The 24,630-nt window shown below is 48.2% G+C and carries 41 protein-coding genes; 7 read left to right on the top strand and 34 right to left on the bottom strand.

Annotated features, from left to right (window positions below):
- Positions 1-399: 399 nt before the first annotated feature.
- From L2731_RS19280 to L2731_RS19265, 4 genes are read right to left on the bottom strand one after another with little or no spacing between them, the layout of a single operon-like run.
- Positions 400-987: a TlpA disulfide reductase family protein gene (locus L2731_RS19280; protein ID WP_239854145.1), complete on the bottom strand. Its 588-nt coding sequence runs from the start codon at positions 985-987 to the stop codon at positions 400-402.
- Positions 984-1,463 (bottom strand): heme lyase NrfEFG subunit NrfF, encoded by a 480-nt coding sequence (nrfF, locus tag L2731_RS19275; protein ID WP_239854147.1) that lies wholly within the window; start codon positions 1,461-1,463, stop codon positions 984-986. The genes L2731_RS19280 and nrfF overlap by 4 nt, the downstream gene beginning before the upstream one ends.
- Complete coding sequence (locus L2731_RS19270; RefSeq protein ID WP_249254870.1) at positions 1,463-2,020, bottom strand: DsbE family thiol:disulfide interchange protein; 558 nt, start codon at positions 2,018-2,020, stop codon at positions 1,463-1,465. Before L2731_RS19270 ends, nrfF begins: the two co-directional genes overlap by 1 nt.
- A gap of 17 nt (positions 2,021-2,037) precedes the next feature.
- Complete coding sequence (locus tag L2731_RS19265; protein WP_239854149.1) at positions 2,038-4,014, bottom strand: heme lyase CcmF/NrfE family subunit; 1,977 nt, start codon at positions 4,012-4,014, stop codon at positions 2,038-2,040.
- 411 nt (positions 4,015-4,425) lie between these two features.
- Here L2731_RS19265 and ccmI point away from each other — a divergent pair, with 411 nt between their 5' ends.
- Positions 4,426-5,673: a c-type cytochrome biogenesis protein CcmI gene (gene ccmI, locus L2731_RS19260; RefSeq protein WP_041510724.1), complete on the top strand. Its 1,248-nt coding sequence runs from the start codon at positions 4,426-4,428 to the stop codon at positions 5,671-5,673.
- A 152-nt stretch (positions 5,674-5,825) separates the two neighbouring features.
- On the opposite strand, the gene L2731_RS19255 is transcribed toward ccmI, so the two are convergent.
- Positions 5,826-6,119 (bottom strand): c-type cytochrome, encoded by a 294-nt coding sequence (locus L2731_RS19255; RefSeq protein ID WP_041510725.1) that lies wholly within the window; start codon positions 6,117-6,119, stop codon positions 5,826-5,828.
- 332 nt (positions 6,120-6,451) lie between these two features.
- Between L2731_RS19255 and ccmA the strand changes: the two genes are divergently transcribed.
- The 6 genes from ccmA (at position 6,452) to L2731_RS19225 (ending at position 10,335) form a co-directional block, all read left to right on the top strand.
- Positions 6,452-7,102 carry a cytochrome c biogenesis heme-transporting ATPase CcmA gene (gene ccmA / locus L2731_RS19250; protein WP_160798914.1) on the top strand — a complete coding sequence of 217 codons (651 nt, stop codon included), beginning with the start codon at positions 6,452-6,454 and terminating at the stop codon, positions 7,100-7,102.
- Positions 7,103-7,113: 11 nt separating this feature from the next.
- A complete protein-coding gene (ccmB, locus tag L2731_RS19245; protein ID WP_041510727.1) occupies positions 7,114-7,800 on the top strand; it encodes a heme exporter protein CcmB in 687 nt (228 codons plus the stop codon).
- A 1-nt stretch (position 7,801) separates the two neighbouring features.
- Positions 7,802-8,548, top strand: coding sequence for a heme ABC transporter permease (locus L2731_RS19240; protein ID WP_041510728.1), 747 nt, complete (start codon positions 7,802-7,804; stop codon positions 8,546-8,548).
- Positions 8,548-8,748 (top strand): heme exporter protein CcmD, encoded by a 201-nt coding sequence (ccmD, locus tag L2731_RS19235; RefSeq protein ID WP_041510729.1) that lies wholly within the window; start codon positions 8,548-8,550, stop codon positions 8,746-8,748. The genes L2731_RS19240 and ccmD overlap by 1 nt, the downstream gene beginning before the upstream one ends.
- The gene (gene ccmE / locus L2731_RS19230; RefSeq protein WP_041510730.1) at positions 8,745-9,230 is read left to right on the top strand and encodes a cytochrome c maturation protein CcmE; all 486 of its coding nucleotides are present in this window, start codon (positions 8,745-8,747) and stop codon (positions 9,228-9,230) included. Before ccmD ends, ccmE begins: the two co-directional genes overlap by 4 nt.
- 127 nt (positions 9,231-9,357) lie before the next feature.
- Entirely contained in the window at positions 9,358-10,335 is a 978-nt protein-coding gene (locus L2731_RS19225) for an ABC transporter substrate-binding protein (protein WP_249254869.1), read from the top strand.
- A gap of 58 nt (positions 10,336-10,393) precedes the next feature.
- Here the strand turns inward: L2731_RS19225 and rplQ are convergent, their stop codons facing one another.
- The 29 genes from rplQ to L2731_RS19080 all read right to left on the bottom strand — a co-directional run.
- Positions 10,394-10,786 carry a 50S ribosomal protein L17 gene (rplQ, locus tag L2731_RS19220; protein ID WP_011863991.1) on the bottom strand — a complete coding sequence of 131 codons (393 nt, stop codon included), beginning with the start codon at positions 10,784-10,786 and terminating at the stop codon, positions 10,394-10,396.
- Positions 10,787-10,825: 39 nt separating this feature from the next.
- Positions 10,826-11,815, bottom strand: a complete 990-nt coding sequence (locus L2731_RS19215; RefSeq protein ID WP_011863990.1) for a DNA-directed RNA polymerase subunit alpha — start codon at positions 11,813-11,815, stop codon at positions 10,826-10,828.
- A gap of 24 nt (positions 11,816-11,839) precedes the next feature.
- The gene (gene rpsD, locus L2731_RS19210) at positions 11,840-12,460 is read right to left on the bottom strand and encodes a 30S ribosomal protein S4 (protein ID WP_011863989.1); all 621 of its coding nucleotides are present in this window, start codon (positions 12,458-12,460) and stop codon (positions 11,840-11,842) included.
- A gap of 36 nt (positions 12,461-12,496) precedes the next feature.
- Positions 12,497-12,889 carry a 30S ribosomal protein S11 gene (rpsK, locus tag L2731_RS19205; RefSeq protein ID WP_011863988.1) on the bottom strand — a complete coding sequence of 131 codons (393 nt, stop codon included), beginning with the start codon at positions 12,887-12,889 and terminating at the stop codon, positions 12,497-12,499.
- Between the two features lie 17 nt (positions 12,890-12,906).
- Complete coding sequence (gene rpsM, locus L2731_RS19200; protein WP_011863987.1) at positions 12,907-13,263, bottom strand: 30S ribosomal protein S13; 357 nt, start codon at positions 13,261-13,263, stop codon at positions 12,907-12,909.
- Between the two features lie 117 nt (positions 13,264-13,380).
- Entirely contained in the window at positions 13,381-13,494 is a 114-nt protein-coding gene (gene rpmJ, locus L2731_RS19195) for a 50S ribosomal protein L36 (RefSeq protein WP_006083579.1), read from the bottom strand.
- Between the two features lie 21 nt (positions 13,495-13,515).
- On the bottom strand, positions 13,516-14,856 hold the full coding sequence (gene secY / locus L2731_RS19190; protein WP_041510733.1) for a preprotein translocase subunit SecY: 1,341 nt from the start codon (positions 14,854-14,856) through the stop codon (positions 13,516-13,518).
- A 7-nt stretch (positions 14,857-14,863) separates the two neighbouring features.
- Positions 14,864-15,298, bottom strand: coding sequence for a 50S ribosomal protein L15 (rplO, locus tag L2731_RS19185; protein WP_011863985.1), 435 nt, complete (start codon positions 15,296-15,298; stop codon positions 14,864-14,866).
- A 3-nt stretch (positions 15,299-15,301) separates the two neighbouring features.
- A complete protein-coding gene (rpmD, locus tag L2731_RS19180) occupies positions 15,302-15,484 on the bottom strand; it encodes a 50S ribosomal protein L30 (RefSeq protein WP_011863984.1) in 183 nt (60 codons plus the stop codon).
- 5 nt (positions 15,485-15,489) lie between these two features.
- Positions 15,490-15,993: a 30S ribosomal protein S5 gene (rpsE, locus tag L2731_RS19175; protein ID WP_011863983.1), complete on the bottom strand. Its 504-nt coding sequence runs from the start codon at positions 15,991-15,993 to the stop codon at positions 15,490-15,492.
- Positions 15,994-16,006: 13 nt separating this feature from the next.
- The gene (gene rplR, locus L2731_RS19170; protein ID WP_011863982.1) at positions 16,007-16,357 is read right to left on the bottom strand and encodes a 50S ribosomal protein L18; all 351 of its coding nucleotides are present in this window, start codon (positions 16,355-16,357) and stop codon (positions 16,007-16,009) included.
- A gap of 10 nt (positions 16,358-16,367) precedes the next feature.
- On the bottom strand, positions 16,368-16,898 hold the full coding sequence (gene rplF / locus L2731_RS19165; RefSeq protein ID WP_239854153.1) for a 50S ribosomal protein L6: 531 nt from the start codon (positions 16,896-16,898) through the stop codon (positions 16,368-16,370).
- Between the two features lie 10 nt (positions 16,899-16,908).
- Positions 16,909-17,301 (bottom strand): 30S ribosomal protein S8, encoded by a 393-nt coding sequence (rpsH, locus tag L2731_RS19160; RefSeq protein WP_041510735.1) that lies wholly within the window; start codon positions 17,299-17,301, stop codon positions 16,909-16,911.
- A gap of 23 nt (positions 17,302-17,324) precedes the next feature.
- Complete coding sequence (rpsN, locus tag L2731_RS19155) at positions 17,325-17,630, bottom strand: 30S ribosomal protein S14 (RefSeq protein ID WP_033540777.1); 306 nt, start codon at positions 17,628-17,630, stop codon at positions 17,325-17,327.
- A 10-nt stretch (positions 17,631-17,640) separates the two neighbouring features.
- Entirely contained in the window at positions 17,641-18,180 is a 540-nt protein-coding gene (gene rplE, locus L2731_RS19150) for a 50S ribosomal protein L5 (RefSeq protein WP_011863978.1), read from the bottom strand.
- A 12-nt stretch (positions 18,181-18,192) separates the two neighbouring features.
- On the bottom strand, positions 18,193-18,507 hold the full coding sequence (gene rplX / locus L2731_RS19145) for a 50S ribosomal protein L24 (RefSeq protein ID WP_041510736.1): 315 nt from the start codon (positions 18,505-18,507) through the stop codon (positions 18,193-18,195).
- 11 nt (positions 18,508-18,518) lie between these two features.
- Positions 18,519-18,887: a 50S ribosomal protein L14 gene (gene rplN / locus L2731_RS19140; protein ID WP_011863976.1), complete on the bottom strand. Its 369-nt coding sequence runs from the start codon at positions 18,885-18,887 to the stop codon at positions 18,519-18,521.
- A 179-nt stretch (positions 18,888-19,066) separates the two neighbouring features.
- Complete coding sequence (rpsQ, locus tag L2731_RS19135) at positions 19,067-19,315, bottom strand: 30S ribosomal protein S17 (protein WP_041510737.1); 249 nt, start codon at positions 19,313-19,315, stop codon at positions 19,067-19,069.
- Positions 19,315-19,506 (bottom strand): 50S ribosomal protein L29, encoded by a 192-nt coding sequence (gene rpmC, locus L2731_RS19130; protein WP_011863974.1) that lies wholly within the window; start codon positions 19,504-19,506, stop codon positions 19,315-19,317. Before rpmC ends, rpsQ begins: the two co-directional genes overlap by 1 nt.
- On the bottom strand, positions 19,506-19,916 hold the full coding sequence (gene rplP, locus L2731_RS19125; protein WP_011863973.1) for a 50S ribosomal protein L16: 411 nt from the start codon (positions 19,914-19,916) through the stop codon (positions 19,506-19,508). The genes rpmC and rplP overlap by 1 nt, the downstream gene beginning before the upstream one ends.
- Before the next feature lie 11 nt (positions 19,917-19,927).
- Positions 19,928-20,617 (bottom strand): 30S ribosomal protein S3, encoded by a 690-nt coding sequence (rpsC, locus tag L2731_RS19120; protein ID WP_011863972.1) that lies wholly within the window; start codon positions 20,615-20,617, stop codon positions 19,928-19,930.
- A gap of 9 nt (positions 20,618-20,626) precedes the next feature.
- Positions 20,627-20,959, bottom strand: a complete 333-nt coding sequence (gene rplV / locus L2731_RS19115; RefSeq protein ID WP_011863971.1) for a 50S ribosomal protein L22 — start codon at positions 20,957-20,959, stop codon at positions 20,627-20,629.
- A gap of 15 nt (positions 20,960-20,974) precedes the next feature.
- Positions 20,975-21,253 carry a 30S ribosomal protein S19 gene (gene rpsS, locus L2731_RS19110; protein WP_006083596.1) on the bottom strand — a complete coding sequence of 93 codons (279 nt, stop codon included), beginning with the start codon at positions 21,251-21,253 and terminating at the stop codon, positions 20,975-20,977.
- 11 nt (positions 21,254-21,264) lie between these two features.
- Positions 21,265-22,092 carry a 50S ribosomal protein L2 gene (gene rplB, locus L2731_RS19105; RefSeq protein WP_041510738.1) on the bottom strand — a complete coding sequence of 276 codons (828 nt, stop codon included), beginning with the start codon at positions 22,090-22,092 and terminating at the stop codon, positions 21,265-21,267.
- A 16-nt stretch (positions 22,093-22,108) separates the two neighbouring features.
- Positions 22,109-22,408, bottom strand: a complete 300-nt coding sequence (rplW, locus tag L2731_RS19100; protein WP_028774664.1) for a 50S ribosomal protein L23 — start codon at positions 22,406-22,408, stop codon at positions 22,109-22,111.
- Positions 22,405-23,010 (bottom strand): 50S ribosomal protein L4, encoded by a 606-nt coding sequence (rplD, locus tag L2731_RS19095; RefSeq protein WP_011863967.1) that lies wholly within the window; start codon positions 23,008-23,010, stop codon positions 22,405-22,407. The genes rplW and rplD overlap by 4 nt, the downstream gene beginning before the upstream one ends.
- Positions 23,011-23,026: 16 nt before the next feature.
- Positions 23,027-23,665, bottom strand: coding sequence for a 50S ribosomal protein L3 (rplC, locus tag L2731_RS19090; protein WP_041510739.1), 639 nt, complete (start codon positions 23,663-23,665; stop codon positions 23,027-23,029).
- A gap of 27 nt (positions 23,666-23,692) precedes the next feature.
- Positions 23,693-24,004, bottom strand: coding sequence for a 30S ribosomal protein S10 (gene rpsJ / locus L2731_RS19085; RefSeq protein ID WP_011070616.1), 312 nt, complete (start codon positions 24,002-24,004; stop codon positions 23,693-23,695).
- Positions 24,005-24,365: 361 nt separating this feature from the next.
- Positions 24,366-24,630, bottom strand: a 265-nt coding sequence (locus tag L2731_RS19080) for an EF-Tu C-terminal domain-related protein (protein ID WP_487392390.1), incomplete at its 5' end; no start/stop codon positions are given.

Raw genomic sequence — 24,630 nt, 5'->3', positions numbered from 1 at the left:
CTGTGAGTGTCCACACAGATTTCTTGTTTTATCTTGTTAAAGAGCATTGCATCCTTACTTTTGGATGCCGCCGTTAGCGCTGGGCCGTCGGCTTAGGGATGCGTATTCTACGCTTCTCCCTGTCGGCGTCAAGCGCTTTTTTCAAAAGATTTTTAAGTGGTTAATTACTGCGCTATCGCGCTGTAACCACCGGCTTAAAAACTTGAACCGCTTGTTACCTTGACTCGACCAGCTTGCCTACTCGCTTCGCTAAGTAGCGCCGTTTGCCGTGTCAGTGGGAGCGCATTATAGGGAGCCAAATCTTTTGTGCAAGGGCTTTTTATAAAAAAAAGATCGCATGCCGATCTTTTAGGCAATTGCGATCTTTTTCGTTTAAATTACGGGCAAAAGTGCCGTCTTTTACGGTTTTTTGACCTCTGACGCGATAAAACTCTCGATCAATTTCACCGCCTTATCATCATCCCAATCGACAAAAGTTCTGACGAAGGCGATCAACTCGCCCTGTTGATTGAGAATAAAGGTCGCCGGAATCGTATCTAGAGGAAAGACCTCACCCAGCTGCTGCTGAGGATCATAGTAGGTCTCGAACTTATCCATCCCCAGAGAGGCCAAGAAGGGTTCGACCTTCTCCTTGCCGTTCATATCGATCGAAATTGGAAGGACGCGAAACTGTTTTGGATCGAACTTGCCTTTGAAACGATCGATAGCCGGCAGCTCACGCACACAAGGAGGACACCAGGTGGCCCACATGTTCACCATCACCACCTGGCCACGATACTGACTAAAGTCGATCGACTTGCCCTGGGCATCTTTAAATGGCACAGGCTCGATCGGATAGGCTTTTGGCAGCACATTGATTAGATCGACACTCGACTGCACCTCACCACCCTGCTTCTTTTGCATTCCGGGATAGGCATGCACACTGGCGGCGTATCCGCCTAAGGCAATGGTTGCCGATAGCAGCGCCGTGGCTAATTTTGACTTCATTTATCGTCTCGCTTGAGCAATCTATCCAACTCGGCTTGCTCCTCGGCGCTGATCTCCTGGTCGACGGCATTACTGATACGCTGCTGTCTAACGAAGATAAAGCCGATCACTAAGCCCACCAGCAATAAGGCAATTGGACCTAACCATAGTATGTAAGTCTTGGCTTCCATACGTGGCTTATAGAGTACGAACTCACCGTAACGGCTAGTCATGAACTCGATGATCTCATCGTCACCCTTACCGGCATCGACCATTTGATAAACTTCGAGGCGCAGATCTTGCGCCACTGGCGAGTTAGAATCGATCAGGTTCTGGTTTTGACACTGAGGACAACGCAGCGAGTGAGCCAGTTCCAGCGCTCGTTTCTGGTTATCTACCGACTTAAACTCATAAGTATCCACCGGGGTGGCCATCACGGCGCCAACCAGGGAGAAAGATAACAGTAATGCGGTAATAAACCCGACTAAGGTCTTCATTAAGATGCTCCCTCAGCTTTAGCCTGTGCCTGTAACTCTTGAATCATAGGATAGAGTGTCTCTTTCCAGACACGCATATCGATAGGACCGGCATAACGGAAACGAATGATACCGTTGTGATCCACCAGATAACTCTCGGGGGCACCGTAAACACCAAGGTCCAGACCTAAACGTCCGTCGTGGTCGAAGATGTTCTTGGTATAAGGATCCCCTTCGCGGCTCAGCTCACGGATAGCCATCGCACGCTCGTCACGATAGTTGATGCCATAGATAGGCAAAATGTTTTGTCTGGCCAAACGCATCAGATAGGGATGCTCATACTTACATGAAGGACACCAGGTGGCCCACACGTTCAGCAGTGAGACCTGCCCCTTGATGCTTTCATTGGTAATGATCTCATTGGCATCTTCTAGCTTTTGCAACTGGAAAGCCGGTACCGGCTTTCCTTCTAATGCAGAGTCCAGCTGCTGTGGATTCAGGAAGAGTCCCTTATAGAGGAACACTCCCATCACCAAAAACAGAATCAAAGGAATAAAGAGTACTAGCCTTTTCTTCATACTTGCCCCAATTCAAGTTATGCGGTTGCTAATTTTGCTTGTTTGGCTTTTTCGCCGGCACTTTCGGTCGCCTTGGCTCTGCGGTAACGCTTGTCCGATGCCGCGAACAGACCACCGACCATCATAAAGATGCTTCCGAACCATAACCAACGCACGAATGGCTTATAGTTCAGACGTACGGCAAACTCGGTACGGCTGATAGGATCGCCCATGGTGATATAGAGATCGCGGAACAGTCCCCAATCGATACCAGCCTCTGTCATATCCATGGTACGTACGTTGTACTGACGACGATCAGGCTTAAGCAGCGTGATGAACTCACCATCTTTAGTCACTTCGACCTGCCCCTGCTGGGCGGTATAGTTAGGGCCGACAACATTCTTGGTCTCGATATAATGGAAGCTATAGCCCGCCAGCTCCTGGGTAATGCCAGGGCCCATGCGAACACTCTTCTCGATCGAGTAGTTAGAAACCATAGTGGCACCAACCACAGAGACGGCGATACCTAGGTGCGCAATGATCATACCTAACTGGCTGCGCCCCATACGCGCCAGGCTTAGGCCATCTTTAGACTGCATGATGTCGTAGGCGGCGCGCAGGGTTGAAACCGTCACCCATACCGCAAGACCGATACCAAACATCACCCAAGCATTAAACTTGCCATCGACAAGGAAAGGTGTCGCCACACCGATCACGGCAGAGACGATAGCAGGCACCATCAGCTTAGCCTTAAGTTCGCCGGCCTTGGCACGCTTCCAGCGGATGCTAGGACCTATGCCCATGAAGGCAAATAGTACGAGTGCGATCGGTACGAATACCGCGTTGAAGTATGGTGGGCCTACAGAGATCTTACCCATGTTCAGGGCATCGATCAGCAGCGGGTAAAGCGTACCCAGCAATACGGTACCACAGGCTACGGTAAGCAAGATGTTACCGACCAAGAGCATGGTCTCTTTTGACATCAGCTCGAAGCGCGCCGGGCTCTTCATATCGCTAGCGCGGAAGGCAAACAGGGTCAGTGAGCCACCAATGGCAAGACCAAGCAGCAATAGGATGAACATACCACGGCTTGGATCCGCCGCGAATGAATGCACCGAAGTCAGTACCCCTGAGCGCACGATAAAGGTACCCAAGAGACTCAATGAGAATGCGAAGATAGACAGTAATACCGTCCAGTTACGGAAGGTTGCACGCTTCTCGGTCACGATGACTGAGTGCAGCAAGGCGGTACCGATCAACCAAGGCATGAATGAGGCGTTCTCGACGGGATCCCAGAACCACCAGCCACCCCAGCCGAGTTCGTAATACGCCCACCAAGAACCGAGAGAGATACCGCCAGTGAGGAAGATCCAGGCTGCCAGTGTCCAAGGACGGCTCCAACGTGCCCAGGCCGAATCCAGACGTCCGCCCATGAGCGCGGCAATGGCGAAGGCAAAGCTCACCGAGAAACCAACATAGCCCAGGTACAACATAGGTGGATGGAATATCAATCCAACATCCTGCAGCATAGGGTTAAGATCGCGTCCCTCCATTGGGATTGGGAATAAACGCTCGAATGGGCTCGAGGTCAGCAGCATGAAGAGAGAGAAGCCTATCACTATCATGGCGAGAATAGAGAGTACACGCGCTGTGAAGACCTCTTCGAGCCCCTTACTAAAGAAGGCAACCGCAGCGGTCCAGACAGACAAGGCGAACACCCAGAAGAGCAATGAACCTTCGTGGCCACCCCATACCGCGGCTATCTTGAAGAAGATCGGCAGCTGAGAATTTGAGTGGTGTGCAACATAGGCGACAGAGAAATCGTCGACGGCAAAACTATAACCTAGGACGATGACAGAAAGAGCGATAAAGAAAAACATGCCGTAACTCAACGGCCAGGCATAACGCACCAGATATTGATCTTTGCGAGCAACACCGATTAAGGGAACGCTGGCCAATAGAAAGGCAAATGCCAATCCTATTATCAACGAAAAGTGACCTAATTCAGGGATCATGGGGTTTCCTCAGTCCTATATGAGAACTAGTCGAAGCATTAGCCTCTCCTAATTCACCAGAGTTTGCAATTCACACTACTCAAGGTACAAAATTTGAGTCATTTTAGTATTTGCTATTGTATCTGTCTGCCTCTTTCGCACAATTCTGGGTGACCTGTCTCATTCTTGCGAACAGAAACGCAGGGTTACAATTGTTATAAACTGACAGATTTTATGCTCTGACCCTTGTTTGAAACTTAAGTTTCAGCCAATTTTTGAAAATAGAATCGAACTGTGAACCAGTGCAAAAGTATCAGTATTTAACGGCTTGAATCCCTTATATTACTGTTCAATGAATAATCTTTACGTATAATCTGATCCCTATATCGCGCGGTATCCCCGCATTCCTGCAACTAATGTGAAAAAGAAATAATGACCACACTCTGGATTTTTATTGCGCTTTTTGTATTAGTCAGCCTAGTGCTGATTTGGTTTCCACACTTCCGCCAGCAAAAGATGTTAAAGGCCGAAGAAGCCGGTGTGCGTAGGGCCACCAACCTCGAACTCTTTGACAATCGTCTGGCGACGCTAGAGAAAGAACTCGAGGATGAGCTGCTGGATCAAGATGAGTTTAACGCGCTAAAGAAAGAGCTCGAGATCAGTTTGCTACAGGACATGAAGCAGGGCGAAGATGAATCCTTGGTCGGTCAGATAAAGCCTAAGAGCCTGCTCTGGCCAACCCTGATGTCTGTCGTCGTCATAGGCGTTTCAGGCTACTTCTATGCCAACCTAGGCGCCTATGCCAACCTGGACAAAGCCGTGCCCGACAATCCACACGCAGGTATGGATGCCGCCCAGATCATGACGCAGCGTATTCAGATGATGGAATCACAGCTGCAGGCCGAGCCGGAAAACAGCCAACTGCTATTTAGCTTGGGCCATGCCTATATCAGCGCCAACCGTTATGACGATGCGGTAAAAGCATTCGACAAGGCGATGGAGCTTGTAGGTACCCACGCCGAACTGCTTGGGCCTAAGGCGACGGCCATGTACTACAAGGCAAACCAGAGAATCACTCCTGCGGTACAGGCTATTATCGACCAGTCACTGGCTTTAGATCCTGAAGACCCATCTACCCTACTCCTCGTCGGTATGGATGCCTTCTTCAGCGCCCAATATAAGAAGGCCATCGATGCGTGGCAGATCATTCTCGACAGCGACAGAAGCGATGTGGATCGCAGCGCTATCATCAACGCCATCGAGAGCGCCAAGATGAGAATGCAGGCAGAGACCGGCGAGATGCCTAACGACGCGACACATCAGCAGGCCGCCACTACAGGTAAGACAGTTACCATAGATGTCTCTATCGCACCTGAGCTGGCAGAGAATGTCAGCAGTAGCGACATGCTATTTATCTTTGCCCGTAACACCCAGGGCCCTAAGGTTCCGCTAGCGGCAACTAAGGTATCTGCAAAATCACTGCCTGTATCTATCACCTTAGATGACAGCACTGGCATGGGTGGCGATATCAAGCTAAGCGACGCCAAGCAGGTTGAGGTGATCGCCGTGCTTTCTAAACATGGGTCGGTTAAGGCACAACCTGGCGATCTGCAGGGTCGTCTGGAATCTATGGATGTGGGCGCAACCGCCAAGCTGGTGATTGACACCCTGGTACAATAATCCTGGTTCAGTCATGAACAGAAAAGCCGGCATTTAGCCGGCTTTTTTATTGCTCCCCTGCTTTATTTCAAGCATCACTTTTTAATGCGACCTACCGAGAAGCAGGCATAAAAAAACCGACCACAAGGTCGGCTTTTATCAACGAAGTCAAATTACTTAGACATGAACTCGATAGCGTTCTTGTAATCTTCGTCGGTACAATCTGTGCACATACCACCTGGTGGCATAGCGTTCAGACCAGTCTTAACACTACCTACTAGTGCGTCTAGGCCTTTCGCTAAACGAGGCTCCCATGCAGCTGCATCATGAGCTTTAGGTGCACCGGCGACACCCATACTGTGGCATACATGGCATGCCTTGTTATATACAGCTTCACCTTCTTGTGCAAAAGTGTTTGCAGACAAGGTCAATGCAGCCACTGCAGACAATGCTAACAGTTTTTTCATGTTCAATGTTCCTAATGCAAATATTAACAGAGCTCTATGCCACCCTAAACTGGGGCAGACTTATTATATAGCGGCACTAGGATACATCAAACTTCAATAAATCTCACCTTTTTGTGATTAATATCAGAATTTGACAGCTCAACATGTTATAGGTGCCCGTGTTACCTGATACATTAGCAATTGTTGAAAAAGTTCAATCTTGATGAGGAAAAGGTTTTACTTTTTGGAAGCATATCAAATTGCTGACACTAATCAGAGAGCAAGACTAAACCCCTCAAAGGGATTATGTTAATATCGCTTATGTTTACATCAGGCTTGAGATAGAGGGTTCAGTGGTAGAAGAAAAAACAGCAACAACACTGGTATCAGCCGATAACTTGACTTGTATCCGCGAAGAGCGAATTCTCTTCGACGAGCTGAGCTTTGATATCCAAGCAGGTGAGATCGTTCAAATCGAAGGCCCCAATGGTGCGGGTAAAACCAGCCTACTGAGGATCCTTGCCGGCCTGTCGCGTCCCTATGCGGGCGAGGCCAAGTACAAAGGCACCGACATTACTCGCTGCCGCGACGAATACAATGACGATCTTTTGTATCTGGGCCACCTTGCAGGTGTAAAGAGCGAGTTAACCGCCGAAGAGAATCTTAACTTCAATTTAAGAATCAGCGGGTATGATGATTTCGAAACCAACCAGATCCTCGCCAAGGTAAACCTGTCTGGATTTGAAGAAGCCTTGGCCGGCCATCTGTCGGCGGGTCAGCATCGTCGTACCGCCTTAGCCCGACTCTGGCATACCAACTGTAAGGTCTGGCTACTGGACGAACCATTTACTGCAATCGATAAGAAAGGCGTCGAAGAATTGGAACACCTGTTTTTACAACATGCTCAAAACGGCGGCTGTGTCATCATGACCACCCACCAAGACATGAGCATTATCGGTGACGATATTCTCCGTAAGATTCGCCTCGATTACCGCTTTATTTAAAGGTGCAGTGAATGAATAAAGGTATCAGTTTCACCCAAGCGTTTTTCACCCTACTTAAGCGCGATCTAAAGATTGCGATTCGTCACAAGGGTGACATCTTTAACCCCTTACTGTTTTTTATCTTGGTCGTCACCCTCTTCCCGTTAGGTATTGGCCCTGAGCCACAGGTACTGACTCGCGTGGCACCAGGCATCATCTGGGTAGCCGCCCTGTTAGCCTCTATGCTATCGCTCGAGCGGCTGTTTAAGGCAGACTTTGCCGATGGCAGCCTGGAACAGATGCTTCTTAGCCCACAGCCATTGTCACTCATGGTATTGGCCAAGGTGCTGGCCCACTGGTTATTGACGGGCGTGCCACTGATCTTGGTTGCTCCACTGCTGGCCGTGCTGCTGCATCTGGAAGCCAACAGCTATGGCGCGCTGATGGCGACTCTCGCACTGGGCACCCCGGTATTGAGTTTACTGGGTGCTATCGGTGTCGCACTAACCGTAGGCCTACGTAAAGGCGGCGTTCTGCTGAGTCTGTTGATCCTGCCGCTCTATATACCGGTTCTAATTTTCGCAACCAGCGCCATCGACGCCGCTGGTCTAAATCTACCCTACAGCGGCCATCTCGCTATCATAGGCGCTATGCTGGTCGGTTCGTTAATATTGGCACCTTTTGCAATTGGTGCCTCACTAAGAGTGAGTACTAACTAATATGTGGAAATGGCTACATTCTTACGCAGACCCTCAAAAAGCCTATAACCTATCCGGCAGGCTATTGCCTTGGTTTGCGACCCTTGCAATCGGGTTTATTGGTGTGGGTTCAATCTGGGGTCTGTTGTTTGCACCGGTAGATTACCAACAGGGTGACAGTTACCGCATCATCTTCATCCACGTACCCGCAGCTTCTATGTCGATGTCTGCATACATGGCCATGGCCACCTCAGCCTTCATCGGCCTCGTGTGGCAGATCAAGTCAGCCGACTGGGCCGCTGCTGCCATCGCGCCCATTGGCGCCGTCGTCACCTTTATAGCACTTATCACGGGTGCCGCCTGGGGTAAGCCTATGTGGGGCACCTGGTGGGTATGGGATGCTCGCCTGACCTCAGAACTGGTACTGCTATTCCTCTACCTGGGCGTCATATCCCTATACGCCTCGTTTGAGGATAAGGTACTCGCCGCTCGCGCCGCAGGTATTCTGGCTATCGTGGGTGTGATTAACATTCCTATCATCAAGTACTCGGTAGAATGGTGGAACTCGCTACACCAGCCGGCCACCATTAAAATCACCGAAAAGTCATCTATGGCGCCTGAGATGTTATATCCACTGTTGATCAACATCTTCGGTTTCGGCCTGATGATAGGTGCTATCACGCTTATTCGTTTCAGAGCCGAGATCCTTGCCAGAAACGGTATGCGTCCCTGGGTGAGGGAACTCGCGCAAGCTGAAGGAGTCAAATAATGCAGTTCGATTCATTAGCAGAATTTTTTAACATGGGTGGCTACGCCTTTTATGTGTGGCTATCTTACGGCATAACCGCCTTCGCACTAGGCACCTTGATCGTGGTGAGCCTGCGCCAGAAGCGCAAGATCCTCACCGAGATATCGAAGAAGATGCAACGCGAAGAACGCCTCAAAGCCAACCGGAGTAAAGAACAGTGAACGCCAGACGTAAGAAAAGACTCGCCTTAGCAACCGCCCTAATTGGTGGCGTCGCCGCCATCGCGTCCTTGCTACTCTATGCGCTCAACTCGAACTTGAACCTTTTCTATACCCCAACAGAGATTGTTCACGGTAAGAAAGACACAGGTGTTAAACCTGAAATTGGCCAACGTATCCGTGTCGGTGGCATGGTTACCGTAGGTTCCTTGGTGCGCGATCCCGATAGCCTGCACGTCGAGTTCGCCGTGCACGATGCCGCCGGTGGCGAAGTCATGGTGACCTACGACGATCTGCTGCCTGACCTCTTCCGTGAAGGCCAGGGTATCGTTGCTCAGGGTGTGTTGATTGAAGGTGGTAAGTTAGAAGCAACTGAAGTCTTGGCTAAGCATGACGAAAACTACATGCCGCCAGAAGTTGCCGAAGCCATGGGTCAGACCCATGAGAAACTCGATTACAACTCAACACAGAAATCCGGTTACTAAAACCAGACATCGAATACCTAAAGGCCTCTTTTGAGGCCTTTTTTATTGCCTGTTCTCTACGTTGGCGCAAAATCGTCTATAACTATGTAAAAGACTTTGGGGCGAAATAATTTAGGGAATCCCGTCCATGCGCATACTTGCCTGTCTCTTGCTATTCTGGGTCTGCCTGCCCGTATCGGCCAGCAAGCTGATGTTCATTCACAGCTATCATGAAGGCTACCCCTGGGTGCAGGACTATCGTCGAGCAATAATAGAAAACCTCAGTGAGCCCAGCGAGGTGACGGAGATCTACCTCGACTCCAAGCGACTACCTCGCGACACCTATGTCAAACGCGCTGAAGAAGCCTGGGATGCGGTTAAACGCCATAAGCCAGATATCATCATACTCGCCGACGATAACGCCATCTCGCTGCTTAGCGAGCGCATAGCAGATACCAAGATTCCAGTGGTATTTCTCGGCCTCAATACCAACCCCAGAGATCATGGACTACAAGCCTATCAGCAATTTACCGGCATACTCGAGCGACCATTGTTCAAACGCTCACTCCTACTGGTCGACTGTCTGTTACCAGGTAATGAAGACACCAAACTGCTGATCCTTTCTGACGATAGCGCGACCGCACGGGCGGCCTTCGGCCCTATCAGCCCCGACTTTAAGCCAATAAAGATAGGTAAGCTGACCATAGCCTTTACCTTGACCAACTCGGCTAAGGAGTGGAAACAGGCGGTGCGCGATGCCAAAAAGGCGGGCTACCACGGGATATTTACCGGGCTATACCACACCTTAATCACAGCGAGTGGCGAATACATGGATTCGGATGAGATCATTGCCTGGACGGCAGCTCACGCCCCCGTGCCCCACTTTGGTTTCTGGGACTTCACGGTAGGCAAGAGAGCCAATCTAGGCGGCTATGTGCTCAACGGCTACGAACACGGACTACTGGCGGGCAAACTGATCAACCGACTCTTAGCCGGTGAGCAAGCCAGCCGACTTGGCTATGTCAGTGACAGTAAGGGGACTTTTCGGTTTAGCCTGTCCGGCGTCGCAAGATGGCACCTTTCGATACCAAAGGAGATAGCCAAAAAGGCAGACTGGGTGGAATAGAAATTTTTGGCAATAAAAAAGCCGGGCAATGCCCGGCTTTTTACAATGAACTTAAGTGTTACTCAGCAGCTTCTTCAACAGCTTCAGCAGCTTCTGGACGACCTACTAGTTCGATATACGCCATAGGCGCCTTATCACCAGTACGAAGACCGCACTTAAGGATACGGGTGTATCCACCAGGACGTTCCTGGTAGCGTGGACCCAATTCATTAAATAACTTACCTACGACTTCAGCGTCGCGAGTACGTGCAAATGCCAAACGACGGTTTGCAACACTGTCACTCTTAGCAAGTGTTATTAGAGGTTCAACTACGCGACGCAATTCTTTCGCCTTAGCTACAGTAGTCTTGATCACTTCGTGACGGACTAATGAGCTTGCCATGTTACGGAACATAGCTTGACGATGACTGCTGTTACGGTTTAGTTGACGACCACTCTTACGATGGCGCATGACCTAATCCTTATTACCTAAATCTGTACAAACTAGGACTTATAGGTCGTCTGCTAAACTGGCTGGAGGCCAGTTTTCTAGACGCATACCTAATGAAAGTCCGCGAGAAGCCAACACATCCTTAATTTCGGTAAGAGACTTCTTACCCAAGTTAGGTGTTTTAAGTAGCTCAACCTCAGTACGCTGTACCAGATCTCCGATGTAATGAATCGCTTCGGCTTTCAAACAGTTAGCCGAACGTACAGTTAGCTCTAGATCGTCGACAGGACGCAACAGAATTGGGTCGAACTCTGGTTTCTCTTCTTTCTGTTCTGGCTCAGTGACATCACGTAGCTCAACAAACGCATCTAGCTGTTCAGCCAGGATGGTTGCAGAACGACGAATCGCTTCCTCAGGATCGATAGTACCGTTGGTGGTCATATCGATAACGAGTTTGTCCAAGTCAGTACGCTGTTCAACACGTGCTGCTTCAACATTGTAAGCAATACGCGCGACAGGTGAGAAAGATGAATCCACTAGCAGACGGCCAATTGGGCGATCGTCGTCTTCGGTCTGTGCACGAGCCGAAGCTGGTACATAACCACGACCACGCTCAACGCGGATACGCATGCTAATGTCATTGTTACCAGTCAGATGACAGATAACATGATCAGGATTCATAATAGTAACATCACCATCGTGCGTGATATCTGCTGCGGTAACAGGGCCTGCGCCTGACTTGCTTAAAGTAAGCATAGCCTCGTCTTTACCCTCGATAACCACTGCCAAACCTTTAAGGTTTAGAAGGATCTCTAGGATATCCTCTTGTACGCCTTCCTTGCTGCTGTATTCGTGCAGTACACCATCAATCTCGACTTCGGTAACCGCGCAGCCGGGCATAGACGACAATAGGATACGACGCAACGCGTTACCTAAAGTATGACCAAAACCACGCTCTAGCGGCTCCAGTGTAACCTTGGCACGTGTTGGGTTAACCTGCTCGATATCAACGAGACGCGGTTTAAGAAATTCTGTAACAGAACCCTGCATTGTGTCCTCTCTTGTTTATTAGCTTTACTTAGAGTAAAGCTCGACGATCAGCTGTTCGTTAATATCCGCAGATAAATCGCTACGCTCTGGCAGACGCTTGAAAGCACCTTCCATCTTAGCGGCATCTACTTCAACCCATGTTGGCTTTTCGCGCTGAGAAGCAACCTCTAGAGCAGCTTTAATACGAGCTTGCTTTTGAGACTTCTCACGAACGCTAATTACATCATTCGCAGACACTTTGAATGATGGAATGTTAACAACGCGGCCGTTTACCATAATTGACTTATGGCTAACTAGCTGACGTGCTTCAGCACGGGTAGCACCAAAACCCATACGATAAACAACGTTATCTAAACGAGTTTCCAAAAGAGTAAGCAGGTTTTCACCAGTGTTACCTTTTAGACGTGCAGCGTCTTTGTAGTAGTTACGGAATTGCTTTTCAAGCACACCATAAGTACGACGAACTTTTTGTTTTTCGCGCAGCTGAACGCCGTACTCAGACAAACGTGCTTTACGAGCGCCGTGTTGTCCAGGTGCAGCTTCAAGCTTACACTTCGAATCAATTGCTCTCACACCGCTTTTCAGGAAAAGGTCAGTACCTTCTCGGCGAGTGAGCTTGAGCTTTGGACCCAAGTATCTTGCCATGTTCTTTCTCCAACTATCCTATTAAAAACGGGGCGATTACACGCGACGTTTCTTAGGAGGACGACAACCATTATGAGGGATCGGCGTCACATCGGTAATGTTGGTTATCTTGTAACCAACCGCGTTCAGCGCTCGAATAGCTGACTCACGTCCTGGACCTGGACCCTTCACGAAAACTTCAAGGTTTTTAACACCGTAGTCCTGAGCAGCAACACCTGCGCGCTCAGCAGCTACCTGTGCAGCGAATGGGGTAGATTTACGTGAACCACGGAAACCTGAACCACCAGAAGTTGCCCAAGAAAGTGCATTACCTTGACGATCTGTAATGGTGATAATGGTGTTGTTGAAAGATGCATGGATATGAGCCATGCCATCAGCAACCTGTTTACGTACGCGCTTGCGCGTTGAACGTGACGGAACTTTAGCCATATTGGTTTACCTTCCCGTTACTTTCTAATTGGCTTACGTGGACCTTTGCGAGTACGCGCATTGGTCTTGGTACGTTGCCCACGAAGGGGCAGGCTACGACGGTGGCGGAGACCACGATAACAACCAAGGTCCATCAGACGCTTGATGTTCATAGAGATCTCACGACGCAAGTCACCTTCTACAATGTATTTAGCAACTTCTTCGCGTAGTGTGTCTATTTGAGCTTCGCTCAATTCCTTGATCTTAGCATCTTCAGCAATTGAAGTAGCCGCGCAGATTTGTTGTGCGCGAGTAAGTCCAATACCATAGATAGCAGTCAATGCAATGACTGTGTGCTTCTGATCAGGAATGTTAATGCCAGCGATACGGGCCACTATGCACTCCTCATAAGTTAAAGGCCATCTGTGAAAAGCCCGGTAGGATACTCGACAGATGACGATTTTGCAAATAATATTTTGACCAGCTCAGAATCTGAGCTGGTCAAAAAGTTTTTAGCCTTGACGCTGTTTGTGTTTTGGTTCAACACAGATAACGCGTACAACGCCGCTACGCTTTACGATCTTGCAGTTACGGCAGATCTTCTTCACGGAAGCTCGAACTTTCATTTCATCACTCCGTAAAGCTACTTAGCGACCAAAGCGATCTAAGTTCGCTTTATTCACTAGGTTAGCTTTCTTCATCACAGACTCATACTGATGTGACATCATATGGGTCTGAACCTGAGCCATGAAGTCCATGATCACGACTACCATAATTAGTAGTGAAGTACCGCCAAAATAGAACTGTACTTTCCACGCGATTAACATGAACTCCGGAATTAAACAGATAAAGGTAATATATAATGCACCGGCCAGTGTTAGGCGAGTCATTACTTTATCTATATAACGCGAAGTCTGTTCTCCAGGACGGATCCCGGGAATAAACGCACCACTCTTCTTCAGGTTGTCTGCTGTTTCACGTGGGTTAAATACCAACGCAGTGTAGAAGAAACAGAAGAAGATAATCGCTGTTGCATACAACAATGAGTAAAGCGGCTGACCTGGCGATACTGCAAGTGAAAAATCACTTAACCAAGACAAGCCTTCATTTTGACCAAACCACTGAGCCAGTGTGCCTGGGAACAAAATGATGCTTGACGCAAAGATTGGTGGAATCACACCTGCCATGTTGACCTTAAGCGGTAAGTGAGTGCTCTGCGCGGCAAACACCTTACGGCCCTGCTGACGCTTAGCATAGTTAACAACGATACGACGTTGTCCACGCTCAACAAACACAACAAAGTAGGTCACAGCAAATACGATCACTGCAATCAACAATAATACTAGTACGTTCAAGTCGCCTTGACGCGCCTGCTCAGCCGTTTGGCCGATAGCAGAAGGTAGACCGGCTACAATACCTGCGAAAATAAGAATCGAGATACCGTTACCTATGCCTCGTTCGGTGATTTGCTCGCCCAGCCACATCAGGAACATGGTTCCCGTGACCAAACTCACTACTGCAACGAAGTAGAAACCGAATCCCAGGTTTACAACTAAACCAGGAACCAAGTTTGGCAGACCCGTTGCGATACCGATCGCTTGGAATGTACCCAAGACCAGTGTGCCATATCGTGTATACTGACTGATCTTCTTACGTCCTGACTCGCCTTCCTTCTTCAGTTCGGCCAGTGCAGGATGTACCACAGTCAATAGCTGCATGATAATCGATGCCGAAATGTACGGCATGATACCAAGAGCAAAGATAGAAGCACGTTCAAGGGCGCCACCAGAGAACATGTTAAACATGCCTAAGATGGTACCCTTCTGCTGATTAAACAGCTCTGCTAATACAGCTGCGTCAATACCAGGAATTGGTACGAACGAACCGGCTCTAAAGACGATAATCGCACCAATCACGAACAGTAGGCGGGTTTTCAATTCCGATAAACCGCCCTTCGCGCTTTTTAAATCAAGTCCTGGTTTTGCCATCGACGTATTATTCCTCGATCTTTCCGCCGGCAGCTTCGATAGCTGCACGTGCACCTTTGGTTACCTTAAGACCTTTAACGGTCACTGGGCGTTCAATGGTACCTGAAAGAACGACTTTAGCAAACTGTATGTTGCGAGTAACAAGATTCGCATCTTTCAGTGCATTCAAGTCGACAACATCACCGTTAACTTTAGCCAGTTCGCTTACACGAATTTCGGCAGTTACCATCGCTTTACGCGAAGTAAAACCAAACTTAGGCAAACGGATCTTAAGTGGCATTTGACCACCTTCGAAACCGACGCGAACACCGCCACCTGAACGTGACTTCTGACCCTTGTGACCGCGACCAGCAGTCTTACCTAGGCCAGAACCGATACCGCGACCTACACGCTTAGCAGCTGATTTTGCACCTGCAGCAGGTGATAGAGTATTCAATTTCATTGATTAATCCTCCACCTTAACCATGTAGTAAACCTTGTTAATCATACCGCGAACAGCAGGAGTATCTTCCAGCTCAACGGTGTGATTAATACGGCGTAGACCTAGACCAGTCAAAGTGGCACGATGCTTAGGCAAACGTCCAATTGAACTCTTAGTCTGAGTTACTTTTAATGTTTTAGTAGCCATGGTGCTTAACCTCGAATTTCATCAACATTCAGGCCACGCTTAGCTGCAATTTGTGCTGGTGACTTCATGTGCACCAACGCGTCTACAGTTGCGCGAACGATGTTGATCGGGTTAGTAGAACCGTATGCTTTCGACAGTACGTTATGAACGCCTGCTACTTCCAATACGGCACGCATCGCACCACCGGCAATAATACCAGTACCTTCAGAAGCTGGTTGCATGTAAACACGCGAACCAGTGTGACGGCCCTTAACAGGGTGGTGCAAAGTACCATTTACAAGTTCAACAGAAACAATGTTACGGCGAGCCTTTTCCATTGCTTTCTGGATTGCAGCAGGTACTTCACGCGCTTTACCATAGCCATAGCCGACTTTACCGTTACCGTCACCCACTACAGTCAGTGCAGTGAAGCTAAAGATACGTCCGCCTTTAACTACTTTAGAAACACGATTTACTGCAACTAACTTCTCTTGCAGATCGTCTTTTTGTGGAGCTTCAAATTTAGCCATTTTTAATCATTCCTTAGAACTGTAGGCCAGCTTCACGAGCAGCGTCTGCCAGGGCAGCTACGCGTCCGTGATACTTAAAGCCGGAACGATCGAATGCAACTACAGTTACGCCTTTCTCGATAGCACGCTCAGCAATAGTCTTACCTACCGCTTTAGCTGCTTCTACGTTACCTGTGTATTTAAGCTGCTCTGATACCGCTTTTTCAGCAGTAGAAGCTGCCGCCACAACTTGCGCGTTGGCATCAATAACCTGTGCGTATGTGTGACGTGGTGTACGATGTACAACCAGACGGTTAACGCCCAGCTCTTGGATCTTCTTACGGGCGCGAGTCGCGCGGCGTAAGCGAGATGTTTTCTTATCCATATCGCGTTACCTACTTCTTCTTAGCCTCTTTACGGCGTACTTGTTCATCAGCATAGCGAACACCCTTGCCTTTGTAAGGCTCTGGTGGACGGTAGCCACGAATTTCTGCTGCAACCTGACCAACAAGCTGCTTATCAGTACCCTTAAGTACGATTTCAGTCTGTGAAGGACACTCAGCAGTTACGCCGTCTGGAAGCTGGTGAACTAGAGGGTGAGAGAAACCTAGAGTCAGGTCGATACCGTTACCGGCAACTTTTGCACGGTAACCAACACCAACTAGAGTCAGCTTTCTTTCGAAACCTTCGTTAACACCAACAACCATGTTGTTGATTAGTGCTCGAGCTGTACCAGCTTGTGCAGCGCTAGTTACGCCTTCAGCTGGAGAACACTTGATTTCGTTGTTTTCAACAACAACAGAAACGTCAGCGTTAATTACTCGAGTCAAACTACCTTTAGAACCTTTTACGGTGATAGTTTGTTCGTTTAAAGTCACTTCTACGCCTGCAGGGATAGCGACTGGTGCTTTTGCGACACGAGACATTGCTAGCTCCTTATGCTACGTAGCAGATAACTTCTCCACCCATGCCTTGTTGGCGGGCGGCACGATCAGTCATCAAACCTTTAGAAGTGGACACGATTGCGACACCCAGACCGCCCATCACCTTTGGTAGATCGTTTTTACCTTTGTAAATACGAAGACCAGGACGACTTACGCGCTGGATAGTCTCAACGACTGGTTGGCCTTGGAAATACTTCAAAGTGATTTCCAGAACCGGCTTGGCTTCGCCTGCTACGGCGTAGTCAGTAATATAACCTTCTTCTTTAAGCGTCTGTGCGATAGCAACTTTCAGCTTAGCAGAAGGCATAGATACTGATACTTTGTTAGCAGCTTGGCCGTTACGAATGCGAGTTAACATATCCGCAATTGGATCTTGCATGCTCATATTAGCTTACTCCGTGACAAGTATTACCAGCTGGCCTTACGCAGACCAGGAACTTCACCACGCATGGTAGCTTCACGCAGCTTGATACGGCTCAGGCCGAACTTGCGCAGGAAACCATGTGGGCGACCAGTTTGACTACAACGATTGCGCTGACGCGCAGAACTTGAGTCACGTGGTAGACCTTGCAGCTTAAGAACTGCATCCCAACGATCTTCATCAGAAGTAGTTGGATTGCTAATGATAGCCTTAAGAGCTAGACGCTTTTCAGCATACTTAGCCACGAGCTTGGCACGTTTTGCTTCACGTGCTTTCATTGAACTTTTTGCCATTTCGCTACCCTTATTTCTTGAATGGGAAGTTAAAGGCGTCTAATAAAGCACGGCCTTCTTCGTCATTCTTCGCAGTAGTAGTGATAACAATATCCATACCGCGGATCTTATCGATCTTATCGTAATCGATTTCCGGGAAGATGATTTGCTCACGTACACCCATTGCGTAGTTACCACGTCCGTCGAACGACTTAGCGCTCAGACCACGGAAGTCGCGGATACGCGGGATTGCGATATCAACTAAACGCTCAAGGAATTCCCACATACGTTCACCACGTAGGGTTACCTTGCAGCCAATCGGGTAGCCATCACGGATTTTAAAACCAGCAACTGATTTACGAGCAACAGTTACAACTGGCTTTTGACCAGCGATAGCAGTCATGTCACGAAGCGCGTGCTCCATAACCTTCTTATCTGCTACAGCTTCGCCAACACCCATGTTAAGGGTGATTTTCTCAATCCGAGGGACTTGCATGACACTGGTATAACCGAACTTCTTAGAAAGCTCAGCGATAACAGTCTCTTTATATTTATCATGCAGTTTCGCCATCGTTTACTCCAATTACTTAACGAGTTCACTGTTCGACTTAAAGAAACGGACTTTTTTACCGTCTTCAAATCGGAAACCAACGCGATCAGCTTTGCCAGTGGCAGAGTTGAAAATCGCTACATTTGATGCTTGTATTGGCGCTTCTTTCTCAACGATACCACCAGTCACACCCATTTGTGGGTTAGGCTTCTGGTGCTTCTTGATCAGATTGATGCCTTCTACAATTAACTTACCAGTAGGTAGTACTCGGGTAACTTTACCGCGCTTACCCTTGTCTTTACCTGCTAGTACAATTACTTCGTCTTCACGACGGATTTTAGCTGCCATTTTGAAGCTCCTTACAGTACTTCTGGTGCCAGAGAAACAATTTTCATAAATTGTTCTGTACGCAGTTCACGCGTCACTGGTCCAAAGATACGAGTACCAATCGGTGCAAGGTTTGCGTTTAGCAATACCGCTGCATTGCGATCGAAGCGAATGACAGAACCATCTGGACGACGTACGCCTTTCTTAGTACGGACTACCACCGCGTTATACACGTCACCTTTCTTCGCTTTACCGCGAGGAATTGCTTCTTTTACAGAAACCTTGATGACGTCGCCGATACCGGCATAACGACGATGAGAGCCACCCAAGACCTTAATACACTGAACTCTACGAGCGCCACTGTTACAGGCGACTTCTAGAGTCGATTGCATTTGGATCATTTTAAGTGCTCCGCTATCGTTACTTCACTAATCCCAAATTTGGGGCATTTTTAAACCATTCTAGACCAAATAACGTCTAAAATGGCGCGCAAGTATAACACCGCAAAATAGGAATAGATAGTATTAAAAATAAAAACGGCCCCAAATCTAGGAGCCGTTTCGCTAATCACCTAATAAAATTAGGCTTTTGATACTACTTCAACCAGAGTCCAAGACTTAGTCTTAGACAGCGGACGGCATTCGCGAATAGTCACGATATCGCCAGCATTACACTGATTTGTTTCGTCATGTGCATGGATCTTAGTAGTGCGCTTGATAAACTTCCCGTATAGAGGGTGCTTAACCTTACGCTCAATAGCTACAGTGATAGACTTGTCCATCTTGTTGCTAAGTACACGACCTTGCAAAGTACGGATTTTATCAGTCATTATGCACCCGCCTTAGAAGTAATAATGGTCTTAACGCGCGCAATGTTACGACGCACGATTTTGAGCTGGTGAGTCTGAGTCAACTGACCAGTGGCGTGTTGCATACGCAGATTAAACTGCTCACGCAGCAGACCAAGCAGTTCAGCGTTCAGTTCTTCAACGCTCTTCTGAGTTAGTTCGCTCGCTTTCATTACATCACCGTCTTAGTTACGAAGGTAGTCTTAATTGGAAGCTTGGCCGCAGCTAGAGTAAACGCTTCACGCGCTAGCTCTTCTGATACACCATTCATCTCGTAAAGAACCTTACCAGGTTGAATCTGGCAAACCCAGTATTCAACGTTACCCTTACCTTTACCCATACGCACTTCAAGAGGCTTAGAGGTGATTGGCTTATCAGGGAAAACGCGGATCCAAATTTGACCTTGACGTTTAATGTGACGTGTCATAGCACGACGCGCAGATTCGATTTGACGAGCAGTCAGACGGCCACGTCCAACAGCTTTCAAACCGAACTCACCGAAGCTTACTTCAGTGCCGTTCGCCAGACCGCGGTTACGGCCTTTGAACATTTTACGAAACTTCATTCGTTTTGGTTGCAGCATTGCCAGCTCTCCTATTTACCGCGAGGCTTACGCTTCGGCTGCTGTTTCGGCTCTTCTAGCGCAGGTACAACGCCGTCTAGAACTTCACCTTTGAAGACCCAAACTTTAACGCCGATCACACCGTATTGAGTGTGACTTTCTGCAGTAGAATAGTCGATATCAGCACGCAGTGTATGTAGAGGCACACGACCTTCACGATACCACTCTGAACGCGCAATCTCAGCACCGCCTAAACGGCCGCTCACTTCAACTTTGATACCCTTAGCACCTAGACGCATAGCGTTCTGTACCGCACGCTTCATAGCACGACGGAACATTACACGACGCTCTAGCTGAGAAGCGATGCCTTCGGCAACCAGCTTCGCATCTAGCTCTGGCTTACGGATTTCAGCGATGTTGATTTGAGCTGGAATACCAGTCAACTTGGCAACTTCGTTGCGCAGCTTTTCAACATCTTCGCCTTTCTTACCGATCACAACACCTGGACGGGCAGTGTGAATAGTAACGCGAACACTCTTAGCTGGACGCTCGATAACAATCTTAGAAACTGAGGCTTGCTTAAGCTTCTTTTCTAGAAACTTGCGCACTTCCCAGTCGCTGCTCAGATTGTTGGCATAATCTGATTTATCAGCGTACCAAGTCGAGATCCAAGGCTTAGTGATACCCAGACGGATACCATTAGGATGTACTTTCTGTCCCATTGCTAACTCCTAGCGATCTGACACAACCACAGTGATGTGGCTGGTACGCTTGATAATACGATCAGCACGGCCTTTAGCACGTGGCATGATACGTTTCATAGTTGGACCCTCGTCTACAAAGACTTTTCCAACTTTCAGCTCGTCAATGTCAGCACCTTCGTTGTGCTCAGCATTAGCGATAGCAGAGTCTAGTACTTTCTTAACAAGTACAGCTGCTTTCTTAGGGCTGAAAGTCAAAATTTCAAGAGCCTTAGCAACAGGCAGTCCACGAATTTGATCTGCAACCAAACGACACTTTTGAGGCGACGTACGGGCAAAACGATGTTTAGCTAAAACTTCCATCTCGAGTCTCCCGTATTAACGCTTCTTCGCTTTCTTATCAGCAGCATGGCCGCGATAAGTGCGAGTTGGTGAAAATTCACCAAGCTTGTGGCCGATCATCTCGTCAGTTACGAACACAGGTACGTGCTGACGACCATTATGGACAGCGATGGTCAATCCAATCATGTTAGGAATGATCATTGAGCGGCGAGACCAAGTCTTGATAGGCTTCTTGTCACCCGCTTCCATCGCTTTCTCTACCTTCTTCAGCAAGTGTAGGTCAATGAATGGACCTTTCTTGAGAGAACGTGGCATGGCGAATCCTCTTACTTTTTGTTACGACGACGTACGATGTACTTGTCGGTGCGTTTGTTACTACGGGTCTTATAACCCTTAGTTGGGACACCCCATGGAGAAACTGGGTGACGGCCACCAGAAGTACGGCCTTCACCACCACCATGTGGATGGTCTACTGGGTTCATTGCAACACCACGAACTGTTGGGCGTACGCCTCTCCAGCGCTTAGCACCTGCTTTACCCAACTGGCGTAGCATATGCTCGGCATTACCAACTTCACCTAATGTCGCGCGGCAATCTACTGGAACTTTACGCATTTCGCCAGAGCGAAGACGTAGAGTTGCGTATGCACCATCACGAGCTACAACTTGTACATAAGTACCAGCTGAACGCGCTAGCTGAGCACCTTTACCAGGCTTCATTTCAACTGCGTGAACAACGCTACCTACTGGGATGTTGCGTAATGGCAAAGCGTTACCCACTTTGATTTCAGCATCGATACCAGACTGGATCTGATCACCAGCTTGCATGCCTTTAGCAGCAAGGATATAACGACGCTCACCATCAGCATACAAAACAAGTGCGATGTTAGCGGTACGGTTTGGATCATACTCCAAACGCTCTACCTTAGCAGGGATACCGTCTTTGTTGCGCTTGAAGTCAACAATACGGTAGTGCTGCTTGTGTCCACCACCTACGTGACGAACAGTGATACGACCGGTGTTGTTACGGCCACCGCTCTTAGCTTTTTTCGCCAACAGGCCAGCAAAGGGTTTACCCTTATGCAGATCGCTGTTTACCACTTTAACAACGTGGCGACGACCAGCAGAGGTTGGCTTACACTTAATAACTGCCATGATAATTCTCCTTTGCTTACTCAGCGCCGACGAAATCGATGTCAGCACCAGCAGCTAAAGTCACATAGGCTTTTTTCCAATCGCTACGACGGCCAGTACGGGCACCGTGACGCTTAGTCTTACCTTTGTTAACTAGAGTGCGAACTGAATCTACTTCAACTTCGAACAACTTAGCTACTGCAGCTTTAATTTCAGCTTTAGTCGCATCGATAGCTACACGGAAAACGACCGTGTTGTTATTTTCAGCGCAAACAGTACTCTTTTCAGAGATGTGTGGCGCTAGAATAACTTTTAGCAAACGTTCTTCGCTTATCATCCCAGCATCTCCTCGATTTGCTTAACAGCATCGGCAGTAACCAGTACTTTTTCGAACGCGATTAGGCTTACTGGATCGATACCAGCAACGTCGCGAACGTCAACTTTGTACAGGTTGCGTGCAGCTAAGAACAAGTTCTCGTCAATCTCTGGAGTCACAATTAATACGTCTTCCAGCTTCATGTCTTTCAGCTTAGCCTTCAACTCTTTAGTCTTAGGAGCTTCAACACCGAATGACTCAACAACAACAAGACGATCTTGACGTACTAATTCAGACAGAATGCTCTTAAGCGCTCCGCGGTACATCTTCTTGTTAACTTTTTGGCTGTGATCTTGGGTTTTAGCAGCGAAAGATACGCCACCGCCACGCCAGATTGGGCCTTTAACAGTACCAGCACGAGCACGGCCAGTACCTTTTTGGCGCCATGGCTTTTTGCCAGAGCCAGTTACTTCTGCGCGAGTCTTTTGAGCACGAGTACCCTGACGCGCGTTTGCAGCATATGCTACAACTACCTGATGAACCAGTGCTTCATTAAAGTCACGGCCGAAGGTAGTTTCGGAAACTTCAAGAGCACTCTGTGCGTCTTTCAATACCAATTCCATTACTATCTCCTCAGACCTAAGCTTTAACGGCAGGCTTGATGATCAGGTCGCCATTAGTAGCGCCTGGAACTGCACCCTTAACCAATAGCAGGTTACGCTCAGCATCTACACGTACAACGTCTAGATTCTGGGTAGTAACACGCTCTGCACCCATGTGGCCAGACATTTTCTTACCTTTGAAAACGCGACCAGGTGTTTGGTTTTGACCGATAGAACCGTTAGCTCTATGTGCCAATGAGTTACCGTGTGTTGCATCTTGAGTACGGAAGTTCCAACGCTTGATACCGCCTTGGAAACCTTTACCCTTTGATTGACCAGTAACATCAACTTTCGCTACGTCAGCGAAGATATCAACATTAAGCTCAGCACCTACTTCGATGCCTTCGCCTTCACCGTCAGCCAGACGCATTTCCCACAAACCACGACCAGCTTCAACGCCAGCCTTAGCAAAGTGACCTGCTTCTGGTTTAGTGATGCGATTAGCTTTTTTGGTACCAGTAGTAACCTGAAGTGCACGGTAACCGTCAGTTTCTAAAGTTTTCACTTGAGCAACGCGGTTAGCTGCAATTTCAATTACTGTTACAGGTATTGACGCACCATCTTCAGTGAAGATGCGAGTCATACCTACTTTACGACCGATAAGACCGATAGCCATCTCTCAAACCTCTTCTAAGGATCTCAATTAACCTAAGCTAATTTGAACGTCAACACCTGCCGCAAGATCTAGACGCATAAGTGCATCTACAGTCTTTTCAGTCGGCTCTACGATGTCAACAAGACGCTTATGAGTACGAAGTTCGTACTGATCACGCGCATCTTTATTAACGTGTGGAGAGATCAAAACGGTATAACGCTCTTTACGCGTTGGTAGTGGGATTGGACCACGTACCTGGGCGCCTGTGCGCTTAGCAGTTTCAACGATTTCCGCTGTAGACTGATCGATCAGACGATGATCAAATCCTTTCAGGCGGATACGGATTCTTTGGTTCTGCATTGACCAGAGCTCCTAAAATGGACACATAAAAAATCACCCTCTAGCTTCTTCCTTACTGGAAAAGCAGAGCGAGATGATTTAACCGTTCGACTCCAAATCGGAGTCGCTGTATTATTTTACGTCGGTTTCGAGAACCGACAAACTTCGCCTAATGGTTAAGGCGAGGGGCTATTATACTGATCTCAAGCTGGAGATCAAGCCCATTGGACGAATTAACAGCAGTGTTGCGCTAACTCTCAAAGTGGCGAGTATTATACTTATCCCGATCAGAAAAGCTAGCCTCATCTACCGAATAAATTACAGGCAATAAAAAAGGCAGCTTAAGCTGCCTTTTTCAGTGTGTTTATAAAATCAAACGCGATTAAGCGATGATCTTAGCAACAACACCAGCACCAACTGTACGGCCACCTTCACGGATAGCGAAACGTAGACCTTCGTCCATCGCGATTGGGCAGATTAGGGTAACAACCATCTTGATGTTGTCACCAGGCATTACCATTTCAACGCCTTCTGGTAGCTCGATAGTACCGGTTACGTCAGTTGTACGGAAGTAGAACTGTGGACGGTAGCCCTTGAAGAATGGAGTGTGACGACCACCTTCTTCTTTTGACAGTACGTATACTTCT

It is taken from the genome of Shewanella aquimarina, from assembly GCF_023349185.1.
In the GTDB taxonomy this organism is placed as follows: domain Bacteria; phylum Pseudomonadota; class Gammaproteobacteria; order Enterobacterales; family Shewanellaceae; genus Shewanella; species Shewanella aquimarina.
This window is presented reverse-complemented; position numbering and strand designations above follow the sequence as displayed.